Annotated in this window: 16 protein-coding genes and 1 tRNA gene; 7 read left to right on the top strand and 10 right to left on the bottom strand. The window is 38.5% G+C overall.

Going from position 1 to position 20,665, the window contains the following annotated elements; all coding sequences use genetic code 11:
* Positions 1-516: 516 nt before the first annotated feature.
* From CLV31_RS16620 to CLV31_RS16640, 5 genes are all read left to right on the top strand, one after another.
* Positions 517-5,043, top strand: coding sequence for a DEAD/DEAH box helicase (locus CLV31_RS16620; protein ID WP_111394105.1), 4,527 nt, complete (start codon positions 517-519; stop codon positions 5,041-5,043).
* Positions 5,044-5,052: 9 nt separating this feature from the next.
* On the top strand, positions 5,053-5,682 hold the full coding sequence (locus tag CLV31_RS16625) for a PCRF domain-containing protein (protein WP_111394107.1): 630 nt from the start codon (positions 5,053-5,055) through the stop codon (positions 5,680-5,682).
* Between the two features lie 498 nt (positions 5,683-6,180).
* Positions 6,181-7,320 carry a hypothetical protein gene (locus tag CLV31_RS16630; RefSeq protein ID WP_220084345.1) on the top strand — a complete coding sequence of 380 codons (1,140 nt, stop codon included), beginning with the start codon at positions 6,181-6,183 and terminating at the stop codon, positions 7,318-7,320.
* Positions 7,321-7,418: 98 nt separating this feature from the next.
* Positions 7,419-9,974, top strand: a complete 2,556-nt coding sequence (locus CLV31_RS16635) for a phospholipase D-like domain-containing protein (protein WP_146250914.1) — start codon at positions 7,419-7,421, stop codon at positions 9,972-9,974.
* Between the two features lie 56 nt (positions 9,975-10,030).
* A complete protein-coding gene (locus tag CLV31_RS16640) occupies positions 10,031-10,648 on the top strand; it encodes a DUF6088 family protein (RefSeq protein ID WP_111394112.1) in 618 nt (205 codons plus the stop codon).
* Between the two features lie 228 nt (positions 10,649-10,876).
* On the opposite strand, the gene CLV31_RS16645 is transcribed toward CLV31_RS16640, so the two are convergent.
* The 3 genes from CLV31_RS16645 to CLV31_RS16660 form a co-directional block, all read right to left on the bottom strand.
* Positions 10,877-11,584: a hypothetical protein gene (locus CLV31_RS16645; protein WP_111394114.1), complete on the bottom strand. Its 708-nt coding sequence runs from the start codon at positions 11,582-11,584 to the stop codon at positions 10,877-10,879.
* A gap of 247 nt (positions 11,585-11,831) precedes the next feature.
* Complete coding sequence (locus CLV31_RS16655) at positions 11,832-12,368, bottom strand: hypothetical protein (protein ID WP_111394118.1); 537 nt, start codon at positions 12,366-12,368, stop codon at positions 11,832-11,834.
* Entirely contained in the window at positions 12,365-13,267 is a 903-nt protein-coding gene (locus CLV31_RS16660; protein WP_111394120.1) for a helix-turn-helix transcriptional regulator, read from the bottom strand. Before CLV31_RS16660 ends, CLV31_RS16655 begins: the two co-directional genes overlap by 4 nt.
* Positions 13,268-13,387: 120 nt before the next feature.
* Between CLV31_RS16660 and CLV31_RS16665 the strand changes: the two genes are divergently transcribed.
* Both CLV31_RS16665 and CLV31_RS16670 read left to right on the top strand, forming a co-directional pair.
* Complete coding sequence (locus CLV31_RS16665; protein WP_146250915.1) at positions 13,388-14,344, top strand: hypothetical protein; 957 nt, start codon at positions 13,388-13,390, stop codon at positions 14,342-14,344.
* Positions 14,345-14,354: 10 nt separating this feature from the next.
* On the top strand, positions 14,355-14,954 hold the full coding sequence (locus CLV31_RS16670; protein ID WP_146250916.1) for a hypothetical protein: 600 nt from the start codon (positions 14,355-14,357) through the stop codon (positions 14,952-14,954).
* A gap of 332 nt (positions 14,955-15,286) precedes the next feature.
* Here CLV31_RS16670 and CLV31_RS16675 read toward each other — a convergent pair whose 3' ends face one another.
* The 7 genes from CLV31_RS16675 to CLV31_RS16710 form a co-directional block, all read right to left on the bottom strand.
* Entirely contained in the window at positions 15,287-16,894 is a 1,608-nt protein-coding gene (locus CLV31_RS16675) for an AAA family ATPase (protein WP_111394126.1), read from the bottom strand.
* Between the two features lies 1 nt (position 16,895).
* Positions 16,896-17,198 carry a hypothetical protein gene (locus CLV31_RS16680; RefSeq protein ID WP_111394128.1) on the bottom strand — a complete coding sequence of 101 codons (303 nt, stop codon included), beginning with the start codon at positions 17,196-17,198 and terminating at the stop codon, positions 16,896-16,898.
* A complete protein-coding gene (locus CLV31_RS16685; protein ID WP_111394130.1) occupies positions 17,195-17,491 on the bottom strand; it encodes a helix-turn-helix domain-containing protein in 297 nt (98 codons plus the stop codon). Before CLV31_RS16685 ends, CLV31_RS16680 begins: the two co-directional genes overlap by 4 nt.
* A 145-nt stretch (positions 17,492-17,636) precedes the next feature.
* Entirely contained in the window at positions 17,637-18,500 is an 864-nt protein-coding gene (locus CLV31_RS16690; RefSeq protein ID WP_111394132.1) for a hypothetical protein, read from the bottom strand.
* Between the two features lie 24 nt (positions 18,501-18,524).
* On the bottom strand, positions 18,525-19,043 hold the full coding sequence (locus CLV31_RS16695; protein WP_111394134.1) for a hypothetical protein: 519 nt from the start codon (positions 19,041-19,043) through the stop codon (positions 18,525-18,527).
* Positions 19,003-20,253 (bottom strand): site-specific integrase, encoded by a 1,251-nt coding sequence (locus CLV31_RS16700; RefSeq protein ID WP_111394136.1) that lies wholly within the window; start codon positions 20,251-20,253, stop codon positions 19,003-19,005. The genes CLV31_RS16695 and CLV31_RS16700 overlap by 41 nt, the downstream gene beginning before the upstream one ends.
* Positions 20,254-20,485: 232 nt before the next feature.
* Positions 20,486-20,570, bottom strand: a tRNA-Ser gene (locus tag CLV31_RS16710).
* Positions 20,571-20,665: the final 95 nt, after the last annotated feature.

Genomic DNA, 20,665 nt, shown 5'->3' on the forward strand with positions numbered 1-20,665 from the left:
AAAAACCTCTACCAACTCCTGCCATCCAACTGGCCCAAATACCGCCCTAAATAAAAATCACTTTTTCTGCAATATGGGGTTGGTCGGAGGGATACGACCTTTTCAGAACCAATAGGGTAAACTGGGATATTTCTCAGGGATTTCCAGTCAAAAGCGTGACAGGTAAAACTGAGGATGAGTTAATCCCATTGATAGCTGGTGTGAAGGAAGATGGATACTTGATAATTGATCATGATTCCAATAGCTACCTCTTTTTGGGGCAAGAAATACCTTTGGGTAAAAGGCAGGTTTTTGTCACTAATCCTTACCTCGAAAAATCAGAAACTGAACCAGAGGTAATGCTTTTGAAGTCAAAGAATAATGAATGCTTTGAATTTTATGAGGCGTTTGGGCTGCCTAAGTTGAAAGACGGGGCAGTGCCAAAGTCAATTAAATGAAACCACTACTCAAAAAAGATTAATTGAATTCCCGAAGCCTGATTACCTTGAAAAATAGTAATTATCAATTAACCCATTAATGACTCACAAATTCCATTTTTCTGCCGGCTATGAACTCAAATCCGTGCGAGATAGCCTCCAAAAGATTCCCGACAAAAGGCGAGAATATGAAGGGTTAAAGAAGGCTTTGTCTTCCTACATCGTGAAGACAGATTGTGCCTTGGATAACATTCCTGCAGGGCGAGACAACCGATTTGCCTTTGTGCTTCATAATATGATCATGCGTGGAATTCCCACCTTGGCATCCTTTGGTTTGGAGGAGGAATTTCGACAAGCGTTGGGTTTGATCAATTTCAGAGAATCCAATACCAAGAGTTTGGAGCATAGTCTTTCAGAGGAAGTTCCTCCTGACCGGTTGCTTCAGGCTCTTTACTTAATAGAACCGAGAATCAGTCGAAAAACTGCTCATGAACATTTTTTGAAAAGTTGGGAAAGTCATAGCAGTGATTTTGAAGAACGCTATTTGTATCAGGAACTTCCCAATCGGACTTTTGATGGAAATGGAGATTTCTTAATCCAGCTCTTTCAGCCCCAAAGAGAAATTCAGTCTATCCTTCCTGATCAAATTAATACCAAACGCCAGGAAAGATCATTTACGGAGCAAAGGATTGATTTTTCTTTGGAATATCCCTTTCCCGTCACGGAAACAAATCGAAGAGGATTCTGTGTGGAAATCGATGGTTCCCAGCATGAGGAGAAAGGTCAGCAGCAATTGGATAAAATGCGGGATGATGCACTACTTGAGGCAGACTGGGTAAATACCCTACGATTGAAGACCCGAGATTTTACTGAAAATGGCTTGCGGCATCACTTCGGATTTCTCAATGAACGCGAGTTTTCAAAGTTTTTTTACCAAACCTATTTCAAAAATTACCAGGATCCTCTTTTCTCAACAGCTGAAGGCTTGGCGGCATTGGAATTGGCTTTGGCTCCCTATGCAGTCGCAAGGATTCAGCAGGTATTGATCAAAGCAGTGATTTCTGGTTTCTTGTCTTTCGAAGAAGAAAAGTGGAATATCGCTGTTTTGGAACGGGATGTAGCCTGCGCTCATTTAGCAATCAATGACTTGAAACGATTTCTGCAGGCTTTCGCGGAGTTAGAGAATCAGGGTAGAAAATTCCCGGAAATTGAATTGGATGTGTATTACACTTCTGAGTTTTCAGGCTCTGCATTTAGAAAGTCGACAGATATTCCAGTTGCTCAAATCGGAGACAATCAAAAGCCATATGACGTCTTTATTGATATTTCCATTTTGGAGCGAGATGGGCTTACGAGAAGACATGAAGCTGTAATTTTTGATGCCTATTTTCAGATTCGGTCTGCGCACTATTTTCCTAAAACTACTGAGCCTTTTCTGACTACCTCTCGCATTACTTGGGGTAATCTGGTTGTGTCAAAAGGTGATGATAAATGGGAGGATCATCCAGTTACTTCCAATGCATTGGAGTTTTTTATCCAGAATATTTTCAGAAAAAAGTCATTTCGGGATGGACAGCTTCGAATTTTAGATCGGGCATTGCGAAACCAAACTGTGATCGGTCTTTTGCCGACCGGTGGTGGTAAATCGCTCACCTATCAACTTGCCGGGCTCCTACAGCCTGGCCATGTGATTGTGATTGACCCAATCAAATCATTGATGAAAGACCAGGTAGACAGTTTAGCTAAAATTGGAATTACCGGTACAGTCTTTATCAACAGTTCGCTAAAAGATGTTGAAGCAAGGACAAGGGCCCAGAAAGTCCTTTCTGATGGGCGGGCTTTGTTTTGTTTCGTTTCTCCAGAGCGGATGATGATCCAGCGTTTCAGGGAATCGCTGGCATCCATGGCTAATGAAAATCATTTCTTTTCTTATGGTGTCATAGATGAAGTTCATTGTGTTTCAGAGTGGGGACATAATTTCCGGACACCATATCTGAGTTTAGGAAGAAATCTGCTTGAATTCTGTAAGGCTGCCGATGGCCAGATCGCACTATTTGGATTGACTGCTACTGCTTCGTTTGATGTGCTTTCGGATGTTCAGCGGGAATTATCCGGTAACAAGGAAAATCAAATGATTCCTGACGAGGCGATTGTGAGGCATGAAAATACAAATCGAGATGAACTCCAATATCATATTGTAAAAGTAGAACTGGATCAAGAGACTATAGAAAAAATAACAAGAAAAGGAGCTACTAATTTTGGGAAGAATTTAAATCAAGAGTTCGGGATTTTGAAACAGCGGGTTCTTAATCAACTTCTTGCAAATCCTGGTCATTTCTTGAGAAAGTTCAATGTTAAGAAAGATGAAGTAATTACTGATGAGCTTATCAAACTCACCTACCCAGAAGGCAGTGCTCCTTTAATAGATGAAATTCATAATCGAATTAGCTTACCAAAAGGATCTTATGAAGATGATTTTTGGAACTATCTGGATGGAGAGGGGAATAATAATGCCGCATTAGTTTTTGCCCCACATAAGACTTGGTATTTCGGAGTAACCGATCGGTATCAACCCTTTGAACGAAATGCAGGGATAACTGAATCGATCCTGCGAAGCAGATTGCTGCCAACCGATAAGATTGGAACTTTCATGGGGGTTGATAATGATGATGAGGCTACAGCCAAAACGCTCCAAGATGATAATGATAGAAATCAAGAGCAGTTTGTCAATGGATATCAGCAATTGATGGTTGCAACCAAAGCTTTTGGGATGGGTATTGACAAGCCCAATATCCGGTTTACCATACATAACAACTTTCCTGATTCTATTGAAAGTTTTGTTCAAGAAGCGGGTCGAGGAGGGCGTGACAGAAGGCTCTCTGTGGCTTGTGTTCTTTTCAATGATCAGGAGATTCCGGATCCTATGAAAAAGGATAAAATATACAAGCATGATCTGGACCTTCAAGAGGCTTTCTTTTGGAATTCCTTCAAGGGGGAGAATCATGAAAAGTGGGTTCTGTATGAGTTATTAAATGAGATCATTTTTCCGGGAAGGGATCGAGTCAAGCATCTTACCCGAATTCTCAAAGAACATCCGGATATTATGGATTTGGGATTGGATGTATGGGTGAGTCACCATCAGCCATCTAACAGGTTATATATCAATGCTTCAGATAAGAGAAATTATGGTTGTATCTATTATAAAACAGGTCAATTCAGTATTCAATATGCCACAGAAGACACGACCAAATCCAATCAAGCACTAAATGCATTATGGTCAATCATCCAAGATTTGGCTATTGATATTTCTCCTGATCACATGCAGGCTTGGCTTAATGAGAGCCAAGGGACAGAAAGACTTCCGGGAATAGAAAAGATCCTTGAAGCAAAAAATATTGGAGATGAATTTGAAGTTTTGGTTCCTTTTGTGAATGATCATTCAGAGGTATATCAAAAACTGGCATTAGTCTTACTTAATATTCTTGGAAAAGAACTTTCTGTAGAAAATATTAAGCTGTTTTCCGAGTATAGCAGAAAGCATTATCACCCCCGGTACGAGAACTTTTTGGAGAATTTGGATAAAGAAATCGGGATTCTTCAACAATTGGATGTTTATGCCATTGAGAATCCTAATCAGGTTGAGGAATTCAAATCCAAAGTACAAAGCAGACTGAACAGAAAGCGAGACAAGCAGGATACAGAAAAGGCAATTTTTAGATTTTCAGTGATCGGCTTGATAGAAGATTATACCGTAGACTACTCCAAGGAGACTTATATTCTAAAGGGTAGGAAAAAGGAGCGTAATGAATACCATACTGCGCTTCGATTCTATATATCTAAATATTACTCCCAAAAACGGACTGATAATATTATCAACTCTTTGTCAGAGAGAAAAGGGGATTCTGAAATTCAGCGAATTCTGAATTTTATAACTGAGTTTGTATATAAGGAGGTTGCTAAGAAAAGATTCGAGAGCATCAGCTTTATGCAGGAATGCTGCCAGGTTGGGCTGGAGAGAGGGAATGTGGAAATGAAGACTTGGGTTCACCTCTATTTCAATTCCAAGTATGCGAGAAAAGGATATTCTGTTAAGCTGGATGATGATACTCTCAACCATTTTTCAATATTACCTGAGAAAGAAACATCTCCAGGAGAGTATAATGCATCTTTATTTGATTGGACCAAAGAAGGACAAGGTGAGGAATTTGAATATGTAATTGACTTCATGCATTTGATGAGTTTTGATAATTCAAATCCCGAGCGTGATAATCTTAAACATTTATTAGGTGCTTGTAGAAGATTAATAATAGCAAATCCAGATAATTATGTGTTCAGGCTGTTGAAAGCATTCGCCGTTCTCGTTTTGGAGGAGGAAAACCTTAAACCAGATCTTAAGGCTTCAATATTGGAAGACTTAAAGAGGGGGTACTTAAACCTGTTTGAAAGGGAGGGTGAGAATTATGATATGGACCATGCTATGATTCATTACAAGGCAGCTATGATGGACAAGCTGCAGAATAAATCAGCTCAAGAATGGTTCCTGGATGTCTTGGGTGATCTGGAATTTTTGGCTCATGTGGAGTGGACGGGAAGATTTAAAGAAAAATTCACTAAAGACTTGATATAATAATCCCAGATGAAAGAAGAATTGCATTTGGCCTTAAGGGCCTTAGAAAAAAACCTGAAGGATATTCAGGCTGCTAATGAGACTGTAAAGGAAATGAGAAGCCTCGCTCATTCAGATATTGATGCGGCAAGTAAAGTTGTTAAGAAGATAGATGTAGAGCTCCAAACCCTTGAGGTGGAATTTAAGAGAGCTGTGTCGGCCTTTGAAAAAGAAGGCAAGGATACAATTAAAAGCTATGGGATTAAAGTTGGTGAGGCAGTAAAGGACATGACCAAGCTGAATGATTCCTTGAAGGAGCATGTAGACTCCAATATGGAAAGCCTGTCCGAATCCAATCGCTTGCTCTTTCAGAAATATGAAACATCATGGGGAAAGCATAACCAAGAACTGGATCGAGTATTTCTAAAGTTCGAGGAATTAAAGCAGGCAATTGGAAAGCTCCAAGTTGAAATTGCTCAGGTAGATTTCCATTCTAAGTTGAATAAAATATCTGATTCGGTTTCTTTGGTTGCAGATGGATTGGATTCGCACTCTCAGGCGATTCAGGCAGGAATTAAAAAGCAGACGTCAAACTTTACTGTTCTGGCAATTATAGGTGCGATAATCATTGTGTTACAAGTAGTATCTTTTTTTGTTTGATTATTTAAAAGATGGGATTTTTCAAATAATCTTTTTATGGCAGTACTTCAAAAAAGTAAATCGATATACCCGTTTTGGGGAGAGTCCATTAGTTTGATCACTGGCCTTGACCCTTTAAGCCTTCAAACCACTTCAGAAGCCACCTACGCCACAATGCTTCCTGGAATATCTAACTTGACTAATAGGTTAAGGTATTTTGGCTTTTATTGTTGGCTTTTGGATTTCTATTTTCAACGCGAAGACAAAGGCAATGCATCCGAGCAATATAATTTTATCCGAAGGGCTGAGTTGATGATCGCCATATTGATGCAATCAGAAAGAAAAGAAGTCCTTCAAATTACAGGAAGCAGTTTTGCTTCAACCATGATTGGAAGCCGATCAGAGGATTTTTTTGATTTGGCCAAAGGGGCGGATAAGGAGGGGGATAAAGCTGTTTATTGGAAGTACCCTTCGGGAGCATTTGGACAATATTACTTTGGAGCAATGCGGGCTTTAGCTTTGGTTGCTGTGGCGATTAATTCTGAAGGTAAAGAAATTTACAAAGTGAGCCTGCCTCACCCTCGACAAAAGGTTTCAGGCAAACAATTAGCAGATGCATTTGACCAGACTTTGACCCCGGTAGTAAGAGATCTTTTTTACCATAATATCAAAAAGGGTAGACTTCAAGAATTGGATATTCCTGTTTTGATCCAATATTTTGCTATCGATAAAATAGATTCTAACTCTCCTGAATGGCTTCTTTACGTTTCCATGCTGATGGATAAAGATGATCCAAGCCAGGAATTGGAGGATAGAATTACTTTTCATAGAAGAAATACCATTTTGGAGCTGTTAATGACTGCTAAGTCTAATGGGAATAAGTTGGATTGGCATCTTTTTATTTTGCAGGCCTACGAAAAAAAGCTTGTTCACTCAGAAATCCAAAATTCAGCAACTCTGGTTGGATGGTATGCTTATAAATTCAATGAATATTATCAATATGCCTGTGGAGCTATTTTTTGGGCAGTATTGCAACAGCTATATCTTAATCAGAATGATGAATACTTGCCTGAATTTGTAACTGATTTAACCAAGTCTGTTATAGAAGAATTGGTTAAATCTGTGGAAAATACTAATCCAGGAAACACCTTAAAGGAATTCCTATCCTTTATTCCGGAGAAACTTCAAGAGGAGGATTTATATAACAATATTGAGACAAAAGGATACAGCAATCCCGAGGAAGTAGCCAAGAATGGATTTTTTTTATTGTTCAGATTATACCTGGAAAACAGGGATTCGATTCATGCTTTAAAGGAATTTATGAATCGGCGGGAGATGATCAGGGAAGGAAATATGATCGACGGATTATTCTATCTCGAGGCAGCAGAAAGCGAAACCTTGGAAAACTTTGTTTATCAATTTATCCTACGAAAGATTATCAACAGGCACCAAATGGTTGCTTTGCGAAAAATGGGTAATGGTTCTCAAGCTACCCATAAGTTCATTCTTGAGGATCAATTTATTCGCTTTATTGACACGTTTCCACCGAGAGCAACTTCTCCCCGAATGGTTGCCCTTGGGAATTTACTTTCCGATTTACAAGTGATTGGATCGGATGGAATGTTGACTCCAAAACATGAAATAATCCTTTCACAGTAATGGGGTTACAGCGCGAAAACATATTAAGCCTTATTGGAAGTCGCAGGTACCATTCTGCTATTCTCACCACTTTCAGTTTTGATTTTTACTTCTTTGAAATGAAAGCCATGAGGTGGTTGAGGTCATGTGGAGTAAGGAATGTAAATGTATTGATAGACGGCCATTACTATGCACAATTGATGCAGCAGCTTGGAGGGGAAGAGATGAATTTAGCTCCGGCCTATTCTCTATATCCTGTTTTCGGTTCCTCGATTTTTCATCCAAAAATTTGGATGCTATTTGGGAAAAATGAGGGCATGTTGGTAATCGGATCCGGGAATTTGACCAATTCTGGGAATGGGAACAATGAAGAGATTTGGGGAGCTTTTCATTTTGATACGAGGAGTTCGGAAAATGCACTTATTTTCTCAACGGCATGGAATTACGTTCAAAAATTATGTGCCCCGATAAAGGGATACACTTATGAGAAGACAAATCATTGGCTTTTAGAGAATTCTAAATGGCTTGGAGATTTGCCACCATCAAATGGGGATTCTTTTTATGAAGTATCAGGAAAGGATAAGGTGGCGTTTTTGTATAACTCTTCCAATGGCACGATTTTCCAAAAACTTTCGGATCTCATTGGTAAAGAGAGGATTGTTGAAATAACGACTGTTTCTCCCTATTACGACAAAAGGGGAAATGCTATTCGGGCATTGAGTGAAATATGGCCTGAGTCCAAAATCAATGTGGTGATTGATGAATCAGGTACAGTTCCTTACGAGATTCCGCTTTCAAAAAACCTTCATTTTTTCAATTGGTATGACCTGGGAATCAGTAAAGCCATTTATTCTAAATCAGACGAGCATTCAGAATTATCGAAACTTCATGCAAAAATCATCCATTTCAAGGTTGATTCGGGAAAGGAGTTTTTATTGTTTGGAAGTGCCAATGTTACCCCAGAAGGGCTGGGACTTCCGGGGAAAAGGGAAAATGAAGAAGCATCGCTTTTAATTGAATCTCCTGAGGGAGGTCTTTTGAAGAATCTTGGTATCAAGTTGAAATCTCCAGTTGGACTTTCAGAGTTTAATGTGAAAAGTTCTAAGACTGTATTCGAAATCGTTGTTTCCAGTAATCGAAAAAAAATCAATCTGCTGGTAGCAGAAGTGATATTCGATGAAATTTTCGTGTATGCCATTGGAAACTATTCTGGGGCTTTGGTTGTGAAAATTTTTGATAAAGATGGCAGAGTCTTGCATTCAATTGAATTGGATAGTTTTTCAGAGGAAATCAGGATAAAATTGACCTTACCCAAGGAAGCAAATCATGTTGAATTATATGATGAATCTGGTAATTCGTCTCAGTCAAATAAGGTATTACTGTCCGACCATGTCCTTCTTGCTAAAACGCACCCTAATCCAAAAACCGAAGAAATTGAAAGGATCTTCCAGGATATTCAAGGAGGTGATTTAACCAAAGTCCTTGATTTATTACAATATGCACTTCTCGATGAAACAGAGGGTTTGGGTTCTTCTAAATTGATCTCCAGGAAAAGTCCTAATGAAATCAAAAGTGCAGGAAAGGAAGAACTGGAAAAGCTTTATGAATTATCTGGTTTTAAGACAAAAGAGAATCAATCACAAGAAAAGGGACTTTTGATTTTTTCTAATTCTCTGAGAGTGCTCGATGCTCTTAGATTCGTTAGCTCGGTTGAATTTATCCAGTCTAATCAATCCGAATTAAAAGTAGATGAGCAGGAGGCAAGTTTGGATAAGACACCCATTAAAGAAGGCGGTGGGATAGAGACCCAATTAATTACACCCTTATGGATGTTGAATGCTGAGCGAAGAAAACTTCTGGCTTATTTAAATAAAACATATGATCACCAGCATTTTTTGCTCTATTCCAAAAATAAACCGAAGGATTATAAGGTATCATTGACCGATCTTTCGAAGTACCTGATCGCAATAGAATTGTTGCTTGGATATGGGGGAAAAATTGAAAAATACATAGATGGGGAAGACGAAGAATACTTCACCTACTTAGAGTTTTTAGATGACCTTCCTTACCATAGTGATTCTGTCAAAGGTTGGCTATTTTATATCATTGGGGAGTTTCTACTAATTGTCAAGGCAGGGTTTAAGAAGTACGAATTAGAGTATACCCAGAATAAAATGCAGCAGTTAAAGGCTGACGCTTTAGTAGATTCTCTGATATGCATATTAAATATGAAGTGGAAAGAGAACGAGAAGGGATATGCCAAATCTATGATTTTAAACTGTTTACATTACTTAGGGGGAAATGGCCATGAATGGTGGAGAATTGAATTGCCTCATATAAAATCAAGACTTGAAGTAAGAATGGATTCAGTCAATAATCAATCTAATATGCTTAATGAGAACTATCGATGGCTGTTGGATGAGATTATTCCTCTGTTTTTAAGAGCAATCCATAAATTGTCTTCTCAGGAATTTGAGACGAAGGTTAAAAGGGGCCAAACCATTTACAAATCTCACTTTGGTTATTGTGAGGTTAAAAATATCTCAAGCAATAATGAGCTCATTTTGGTTAGGCCGGGATTTATATGGGATGAAATGGTTGGCGATTTTATAAGGCACAACGATGATGTAGATTATCAACCGCTGTATTTAAAAAAGTTTTTGATTGTAGATTGATATAATTTTGTCACAAATATTTGCATTTTTTGTGACAAAAATGATAGGGGATTAAAGTGCAAAATGTTGAAAAACAAATTGAAATAAGAATTTTAAGTGAACCAAAAGGATCTTTGCTTATGGCTAAAGACTTTTCGGATTTGGGCTCCCCTGAAGCTATCCGAAAAGCTTTGGAGCGTTTGGTTAAAAGGGGGGTGATTATACGAGTCGCGCAGGGAATCTATGTTCGTCCGAAAATAAGCAAGTTGCTTGGACAGCTTATCCCTTCAGCCGAGGAAGTGGTAGAGGCCATTGTCAAAAGAGACCGGATACGGACTATTCCTACGGGAAGTTATGCGCTAAATGCTTTGGGGCTAAGTACTCAAGTACCCATGAATATCGTATTGCTGACCGATGGTTCACCTCGGTTAATCAAATTGGGTAAGCGTACCATCAAGTTCAAGAAAACATCGCCAAAGATTTTAACGGCTAAAGGGAAAATCAGTCGCTTGGTGATTCAAGCCTTGAAGGAAATTGGCAACGGAAATGTAACCGAAGCCGAAGAGAAAAAAATATTGGATTTGCTAAGGAAGGAGGATCCGAAAGATCTAAAACACGACATTGCTTTAGTGCCGGTATGGATTCAAAAGATTATGAAAAAGGCAGTCGAAGATTGTAGCAATCCTTCTTTCTGATCTTTAAAGTGAGATGAATTAGTTGATTGTTTAATTCCATGATCTGGGCAAGTTTTGTCAGCCAAATTCTATTTAACCCATTTTGATATTCAAGATTAGAAACGAGGGTAAAGTCAAGATTTTTACCCTCATCCTTTTACTTTGGAAATATTCACCCTCGATCCAGGATATTTAAATTGGTTAGTTATTTCTAACTGATAAATACAGATTTAAGGGTTTAATGGTGGCTCAAAATAGAAAATCTCCAGAATTCTTGTAGGATACCAATACTTCCCTAAGTTTTTTTAGTTGTTCCTCTTCAGAACTTCGGTGACTCGGATGATACATTTCGATGATGAGTCTTGTGGGTTTTCCGTCTTGCAAAAGATGAAAGAGTTTCACTTTTTTTGTCGGGTCTTCTGCAATGAAATGGATATCCCTTCCATAAATAAATCCAAGATAGTGACGAGTTTTTCCACAGAGAAGAATGTCAGGATTTAGTATTTCCTCAATCTGCTCTTTTAAAAACTCTTTATCCCGAATAGCCACATTCTCAAGGTCTTTTTGAGAAGAGGTTTTGGTGCCTCTGTATTTTTTAAGATTTAAGTAGGCAGTTTGCTTAAGGGAATCGACTGGGTCGTGGGACTCACTTGGATGAAGCGTATTTAAAATCACTGCGATCCGTTTGGCCAATATGCTTAAGGTGCCCTTCTTTTTCAGGAATTCTGACGAGCCATTTTTTTCAAGACTGTCAACAAAGGCTGGTCCAAATACATAACCTTGATGCGCAGTAGAATCAAATGGCGTTTCTTTTAAGACAGAACCAATCTTTACCTTGGAATTAATGTATGCTTCAGGATCCAAGGTCCCATCTTGAACAAAAAATGTATTCGCATCAGCTCCTGCATGGAATCTCCATCGCTTGAAAAGCTCGTTTTCTTTGTCTCTAATATTCATATATCTTTAAAATTAGTGGGCTATTTTCTATTCTCACTCATCGCCTAAAATCATCAGCTAATTCAATCTTTTTTATGAGTTTCTTTCCGTTTTCAGGAAAAATATCCTTCGCGTATACTATTTTGAAAAAGTTATCCCCCACGGAATCTTCTGTGACTAATTCTTCCAATCCACCACATTTTGGACTTGATGCTTGAAGATCGATGATCGGGATTCCATTTACAAATTTTAGTTTTCGGGTATTCATTCAGTGAACATGGATGCAAATCAACTCACAGCTTACCTTTTGCACATACCTTGAATAATTGACCTCGATGGATTTTTGACCAAGCAAAGGCATGTCTAAGTTTTTCAAATAGTCCATTCTCCCATCCGTTTTTCCTGGGAAGGCATCTACCAAAGCGACAAAGTATCTTTCTCCTTTAAATCCTTCGATCTCAGAAAGCTTTTGAAGCTTTTTGATGTCTTTTTCATAAGCCTTCCATGTATCCGAAATTTTAAACTCAAATACAGCCCATTCCTTTCCAACCTTAAAAACCAAATCACTGGGGCCTCCATTTCCAAGATTGGTCTCTCTCAGCCATTCAATTTGCTCCAAACCAAAAATCTCATTTCTTTTCCCGAAAATGGCTTTTCCAACTTCAAAGGCAAGATGAAGCTCAGGAACGAAAAAAATCCCCTTTTTATAATTCATGTATAGCTCGCTCTCCAAGTATTCTGCAACTTCACTTATGGTCTTGAATAAAGATTCTTGATTGATTCTCAAGGCTACTTCCATGTTCATGGGGTTAAATGTTGATGGAATACATTTCCTGCTTTTACTTTGACTATCTTTTTCAGCCTTTCCGGATGCTCCACTCTCACCTCATCACCGTGGCTTAGAATTGCAGATACTAATTCATAATTGATTTTCACCCGAAGGCTGATTCGGAGGATATTGCTATCATTGACCAAGATCTGCTGGGTAGGGTGCAGTGGCATGGACTGGATGTACCGACCTTTGAATTCAGTAAAGGTCAAAATCACCGTTTCCACAGGTTCGGAAGGATCGTTGATGATGCCAATAGTTTCCAGGAAACGGGATTCCAAATCCGGGGCAGTAGGGAGCTTGACTTTTTCGGGAAGAGTTTGCAGGTTTTTGATTCGATCCAATCCAAAGAACCGCAGGTCATCCTTTTCAGTCCAGGCCATCACATACCAGCGATGAAGGTATTCTTTGAGAGCTATGGGTCGAAGGAGGCGGGTTTCAGTCTCCCATTTCCAATACTTCTCATACACGATCTGAACAGTTTCTTTATTTTCTATTGCCTCCAAAATCGGCTTTAGGTACTCTGTTCCTCTTGCCAGACGTTTTTCGAAAAACACTTTTCCATTCAGCCGATTTGCCCGGCCAAAAGCTTGGATAGTTTCGAAGGATTCTATCAACTCCAGATGGTTTTCGCTGCTTTCTTCAGTGTTGATACGGTATCGTGCCGATTTAAAATCAAATTCGATAACCAATCCAAATAACTCCTGGATTTCCCTAAGGTCACGGTTTAGTGTTCGCTTTGAAATCTGCAAATTCAAATCTCTTCCCTCAGATTTTTTCTCCAAAAGGCTTTCTACTTGATCCCAGGAGAATGGACCTTTTTTGGCGAGTTTGATGAGTTCGAGTTGGCGAAAAAGGGAAGTAAGTTTGCTCATGGTCGTAAATCTGATGTAAAGGAACGGATAGCTTCTGCCAAAAGATGTCTTAGCAATACAAGATAAATATTTCTTTTGGTCGGACAGGGTTTGGCAGAGCCTTAGTCGAGATTTGGACACATGAGCGAATCACTACCTTTTTCTATGGCCAGAAAAGCCATGAAAAAACTTTATCCTTCTTGGCGGTTATTTGTCGATGAAGTGATGGACTTATTGGAGCCTTTTTGGTTGGGTGTCCAATCCCGCGAGGAAGTCCATTTTATTCATTTGATCGGATACGGGAAAAGACAAAAAGCAAAGGAAATCCTGACAGAACTTTTGGAGATACTGGATTTACAAAGTGAATCCATTTTCCTTTGGGAGACTACGGATATTAATGCGCCTTCTACTTTTGCTCAATTACGAGCGTTTCAGGAATCTTATGCAGTGTTTCCCAAAGTAGTGGTCACTGATTTTTTTACTGAATATTTATACGAATATGAGGATCAGGAATTCCATGAAAATGGAAAATTGAAAGAATTTCTTACTCAACGAAAATCACTTGATTTCTCTTATTTTGAAACTCGACCTACGAACGCCCGCGGTAGTTTGGTGATCAGTTATCTGGATGTTTTTAATCAAAGCAGTTTTGTTAGAAGCCGACTGATGTTCCAATTTCTCTGGGAAAACGCTGAGCGGGATATGACCTTCATTCGCAAGAATTATATTCCAGAAGAAACCCAGCCTCTTTTTGAAAATGGATATATCCGTCGTGATGAAATGGTCTTTTTTTCAAAAGATGAACCCGCTCAGATTCTCTTGGCGATCGAACTTCAGAAGGTAACCCAAGCACTGGAAATAAATGGATCAAATCTGATTGGAATCCCGATTAAGCTGACCAGAAATGCCATGGAATACTTTCTGTCTTATATTTTTTATCAGAAACTTAGGCCTGCACAACTTCATCGTGCTGCAGAAGATTTTTTCCTTCCTGTATTTAGGCAGTACCCAAGGATGACCAAGAAGGTATCAAGGCTTCCTCACCAAATCCAGCTTGACTTCAAAGGAGGATGGATATACGAATTACTTATTGACTAAATCCATTAATATGAAAAGACGCGACTTTCTCAAAACTTTGCCGATAATTGCCGGTGCACCTATGGCCTTGGCTGAAACTTCTCCATTTCCTCAAACAGCAAATGGCCGGCATTTGATAGCACTGGGGACTTCAGCTTGTTATTTGGCTTCAAATCATTCCAGTGAATTGTACTTTGATTCCTTCACATTCATTAATTCGGAAGAACCAGATAGCTTAAGAAAGGGAGATTCCTTCATTCCTTTTACAACCCCGGATTACATCCGTAAACAATTGGGTAAAAGACGGCTTCCAAAAGATGGGTACTTCCCTGTTATACCGATGAACCAAGAGATTCAAAATCACCTCAATGGATTGAATGGGGATTTAGTCTTTTTTGCAGGATTGGGATGGATGACTGAAACTTTACTTTTTCAATCGATTGGCTGCCATTATAAGAATCCCCTCCAAAGGCTGGATTTTTTGGCTGTTTTTCCATTTTCCTTTCAAGGCACTTGGAGGGAAAATCAAGCCAAAAAGACTATTCGGGTTTTGGCCGATCAGCGTCGAGAACCTACCTGCCTTTACCTTGATGAAGTAATCGGCCCATATGGAAACATATCGATCCCCTAAAGTTTTGAAAAGGCGGATCGATGGGTAGTGTCTGAGTTGAACCAGCTATAATCACCGAGAAAAATTCAGAATCTATTCTTTGGGTAAAGCCTTCAGAAAAAGAGCCTGAAACTATTCGAAATAGAGCCTTAGAATAGACGTAGTTGGGTAGGGTATATAGGAGAAACTACTTTTGATCAGAATAACGTAACCTTGGAGCACAATGTAAAGGTCAGTTTCTAATTCATAGATTTCAATTTATTTGTTTTTTGCGAACCCCTAACCCCCTCTCTCCCTAAAAGGGAGAGGGGGTAGGGGTAAAAAAAGAGGCAGAGAACAAAAAAAATTAATAATTACAGCTCAAAGTGATCATCCTCATCGTCCTCACCAACCTCGGCGACTGGAAGTGTTGGATTACGGTAGAGGCCTTTACTGATTTTATGTTCCTTGAGCTCCTTAGATATTAGGGTTTCTGCCGGAGTTTCTGTAAATCCTGATTCTATGAGTCGTTGAAGGATCACCCCATATCTTAATTCTTTCTCGTCTTCAAAGATCTGCTTCCAGTCTGCCTTTTTCGCTTGTTTGGTGCCTTTTGATACTGAAACTGATTTAATAGCTATTGTTTTGAAAAACCAAAGACTTTCAAGATCATGGGTTAAGCTAATTGTTGAGTTTGGAGCTTTTTTACTTTCAACAATATCATTGCCTTTCGTGATACCTAATCGGAATTGATTTTTCGATTTATTCATTTGGATCACTACTCTCATTGCTGCTTCAAAGGATTGACTTCCAACAATTCCTGTTTTACTCATTTTATCTTCTTTTTCAGGAGCCTTGCCAATGTGATGAATCGTTATAATTGCCAATTGATTTTGGAAACAGATTTCTTGAAGTGGTTTAAGGACGTCCCTGACCTCACCGGAATTATTTATATCTCTTCCAGAAGCAATCTCGGCGAATGTGTCAACTATGATTACACCAGTGTCGGGATTTCTCTTTAAGTGATCAAGTATTTGCAGAACAAAATTATCTCTTTGATTTTTGAAGAATAGATTTTCTTTGACCAATGCTATTTCTTCTTTGGATAATTTCGAACAAAGCCTTTGAAATCTTCCTGCTAAGGTTCCATTCGAGTCTTCAAATGATAAATAGAGAACTTTTTTTCCACCATTTACAGTGTGGCCTATGAAATCCTTACTTATTACATAAGAAATTGCAAATTGAAGAGTAAGTAAGCTTTTGCCCGAATCAGAACCACCAACTAAGGCACACAGCGAATCCGAGGATAATATCCCAGGAATAATGTAGTCAAGGTCTTCATACTTCATTTTTTCGAGTTCTCCTGCTTTGAATGAATTCAGCGATCTATAGTATTTAGCTATTCCTCTCTTCAGGCACAATTCAATCTGCTCTTTACTCCCTTTTGCGGCCAAAAAGTCTGTGACGTCTTTATCATAGGTTCCAGCAGGTAAGATGGCACTGGGAATTTTGAACTCTTTTGAAAACTGGGAAGATTTATCAAATCCTGTATTATCGCGATCGTATAGAAGTACAATTTCTTTGAACTTCTTTTTAAGCGCCTTAATCACTTTGGGTTCGAGTGATGTTGTTTCGGAATTAAAACAAATCGCTGGAATCCCTATAGTATACAACGCCATAACATCCTTTTCCCCAGCTGCAATAACCACCATCTCGCCATTTGCTGGTAATTGGTTGATGCCAAAAACTTTCGGATTTGGGTTGACTTGATCCTCAGATAAATAAGACCACTTATTTTTTAAAAAAGGTTTACATACTTTGATGCTACCATCTAAATACGGATAATGGATTTCAATATCAGTTGAATCTTCTTTTTTGACTTTGACATTGAAGAAGTCCAAAATCTCCTTTGTGACGCCTTCAAATTGAAAGTACATTTGAAATGGTTGCTTACTTGAAGCAAAATTGATTTGTGTATTCATTTTATTTATTGGTTACAATTTGTCTGATTTTCCTGATTGCCTCAATCCTGTTAATGCCTTCCATTTTTGCCACAAATGATACGCAGTTACCGAGTTCTCCAGTAGCATGATCTTTGTAAATAAAGCTTCCATCTTTTACTCGAAGGATATTAAAAGAAGGTGTTTTTTGAGGCTTCAAGAGAAACGGGTTAGAGATATTTTTGCCCGTAGTGACTAATCCATTTGGAAATAAATGGCCGATGTAGTGTTGGAAAACTTTCCTTGAAGCTGCATTTAGATCGATGTAACCGCTTTTGTTTTTCATTTTCCTGAATAGTTTTCTAGGATGATTTTTTCGATGTCTCTCTTCAAGTAGTAGATGCTGCCTCCAATTTTTGTAAAGTGCAGTGTTCCATTTTGCCGAAGTCCAGCAAGAGTGCTTTCACCCACCTTCAAAAGGCGTTTGACATCTGGGGTTCTCAGAAGTTCCGGGATGGCATCTTGTGAAATCTTGGCTTTGACCAAGGCTTTAACTTCTTGGATTCCTTGAATCAACTCGCCGAGTTGTTCGGAATTCATCAGAATGATCTGATTGGGATTAAATTTTTCGTATTTCATAATGACTTCAAAAATGGGAAGCCATATGAAGGAAGTCTAAAAAGTTCTGGTGAGTGTTTTGGTGAATGATTTTTGGAAGTTTTTGACAACAAAAAAGCCATCTGGTGGAAGATGGCTTTTCATTTTGACATTCATAAAGAAACTTTTATTCCAAATTTTTTACGATCTTAATAAATCCAGAATGAAACCTTTCAAGGTCTGTTTTTGCTATTCTGATTTTTGCGGATTGATTCATTCGTGATGAAATACCTTCAGATTTTGGTATTAAAACTTCAAAACCTACGGCTGAGGAATTTTGAGGAGCTATGCAATAAAAATAATCAGCCACTTTTTTTGCAAGATTTTGTTTTTCGATAAGATGTTTTTTCAATGCTGCCTTTTTGTTTTTTGCAGGGGCATTTTCAGTTTCATTAGCCGCAAAATTGGCATTAAGGGTTTCAAAATCAGATTCAGAACAAAGGATGAATCCTCCATCAATGAGTAATTTGAAGAAATATGAAAGTTGTTGCTCATTCCCCAAAAAAGGAATTCTCTCGTGGACCAGATAGGTGGGATTACGAATTTCGGAATCTTTTTGAGTCTCGTAAACTTGTTGACATTCCCTTAAAATGGCATTTAAATGCTTTAAATCATTCTTTAGTGTAAATGATTGATTTTGCCTCCTAAACATTAATTCATCTTGCTTCCCGAAAAGAATAACGTCTTCAAAAGTAAAAGAAGCTTTTTTGGGATAGACATTATCCAAGTATTCATAGATTACAATGTTTGGATTCGAATAAACAAATTCTGGTAACAAAGTGAACTTGTAATTTTCAGAATCTTCCAATTCATCAAGAATTCGAGTTATAGTTTTTTGTAGTTCATCTAAAGATTTTCCCCAATTTCTCAAAGGAACCAAATCCCAATCATCGGTAAATGATGTGATTTTAAAATTAAAGTTTGGCCTATCAAAGATTTCCCCATGGTCCACCGCAGTTAGCTTTCCATATAGTTTGTCAATATTTAGCATTTCATTGAAATTTCCATAAGAATATCATATTGAAATGTATTCGGCAAATAGGATTTTTGTTTCTAATTGGGATTTAGAGGATTTCTCTTCTTGGTCAAAAAAGGCCTCCTCAATGGTTAAGTTTCTGTTTTTGAGATAGTCTAAGTTCAAATAATTTGAGAAATCGATAGAAACAGGTAGGCTTAAATTGTTATTTAAAAGGCAAATTAAGGTGAGGGGGAAATCAAATTCATCATTGAATGATTCTCTTGGTGTTGGAATTCGAAGACTCTGATAGTACTTGTTAAAGTTCGTGAGGACGAAGCTTTGTTCCTTTAAAAGAATCTCCGTCATTTCTGTAATATGGTAACTTTTAAACTTTTCGAGCCGAAATTCAACCAATGATGTTGGGGTGTTTGGTGCCCGAATTACAACATCGTTTGAGTTCATTAGGATTTTATCAAAACCAAGGATCATTTTATCATCCCACCAGAATTCCAGAGGTGAATCAAGACCCTTTAGTTCAACCAATACTTTTCGAAGGACGGGATTTATTACTTTCATGGCTATTTAGGTTTTTCTCTAATTTTTCAAATTCTTCTCTGATCCGATCATTTTGAAGATCAGCATAGGATTCTTGAGTAATTCGGATGTTGCTATGGCCAAGTGCCTTGCTGACAACTTCTAAACTCATTCCATTTCGAAGGCCGATGGTAGTGGCGAAGGTTTTTCTTGCGGTGTGTGTAGAGATTGGCTTGTCGATCTTAGCCAAGGCCGCCAGTTCCTTTAGGTATCCATTGAAATTCTGGTTGGCAGGAATTGGGAATAGTTTCTTCTCAATGATTCGCTTCGGATGATTTTCATACTTGGAAATGAGGTCCAAAGCCATTGGAAGCAATGGTATTTCAGGAATGTTTTTGCTGGTTTTTTGCCGGGTCATAATGATCCCATACCCTCCTGAAATATTCTTGGATAAATTTTCTTCACTAAGCCGTTCGATTTCATTAAAGGCTAAACCGGTATAGCACATGAATAGGAAAGCGTCACGGATGATTGCAAGCCTTTCAATAGGCTTTACAGCTTTTAAGCGGTCCAGTTCCTCTTGAGTCAAGAATATGATTTCCTTCTTCTGTTTTTTGATTTTGAACTTCTTACTGTGATCTTTTTCGATATAATCCATTTCATAAGCCCACTTGAATACTGCTTTGACACGCTCTATTTTTTTATAGACTGTGTTGTGCGAGTTCTGCTTTTTGGATTTCAGAAAATTCTCAAACTTCAGGAATTGCTGATTATTAAATTCCTCTGGTTTTAATTGAGCTTTTCCTTCTTGATCCAAGAATTCGATCAGGTGATCATAGGTGGTCTTGTTAATCTCCAAGGAAGCTGGGGAGTAGTCTGTGCCAACTCTGTTTTCCAGATTTTCTATAAACAGAGCATAGACCTGTTTCAGTGTATGACTTTGGAATAACTCTCCTGACAATCCGAGTTTCAGATTGTTTGCCGTGATGTCGTACCGTTGAATTTTGATCTGTTCCAAAACATCATAGACTTTCAGCTTAAAGTTTTGGAGTTGCTGATTAAGCCGTATGGTCAACGGTTCTTTTCCCCGGATAAGCTCTTTCTTAGAGTCCCATTTGGAAGGGGCAATGTCAATTTTGGAAGATACTTCAGATCGGGTTCCATTAATGGTGATCCGAAGATAGATCGGTGCATTCCCGTCCTTTTTGAGTTTCTTTTCCTGAAGTAGAAAAGATAGCGTAGGTATGTTCATAGCCTTGTCATTTGTTTTGAACAAAGCTATTGGAGCTGATTCCGAGAACCCAGCGAATTTCCATATTCACCAAAAAGCTCACCAGAAAATAGGTCTCGATTGTAAATGGAATAGGTCTCGATTTTTCCTCCCGATATCCGAATATTCTGTGTTTTTTCGAAGGTGGTGAAAAATAAAAAAGCCCCAAATCGCTAAAATTTGGGGCTTTTCGAAACTTTTGATTAACTAAAAGCAGAGGAGGAGGGATTCGAACCCCCGGTACCTCTCGGTACAACGGTTTTCAAGACCGCCGCGATCGACCACTCTGCCACTCCTCTTTGTCGAACTTTTCAGATCGAGTGTGCAAAAGTATATCCTTTCCCTATCTCGGGCAAGACCTTTTTGCCTTTTTCTCTTAAGTCTCTGATTTTTT

This window comes from Algoriphagus aquaeductus, from assembly GCF_003253485.1.
GTDB classification, from domain to species: domain Bacteria; phylum Bacteroidota; class Bacteroidia; order Cytophagales; family Cyclobacteriaceae; genus Algoriphagus; species Algoriphagus aquaeductus.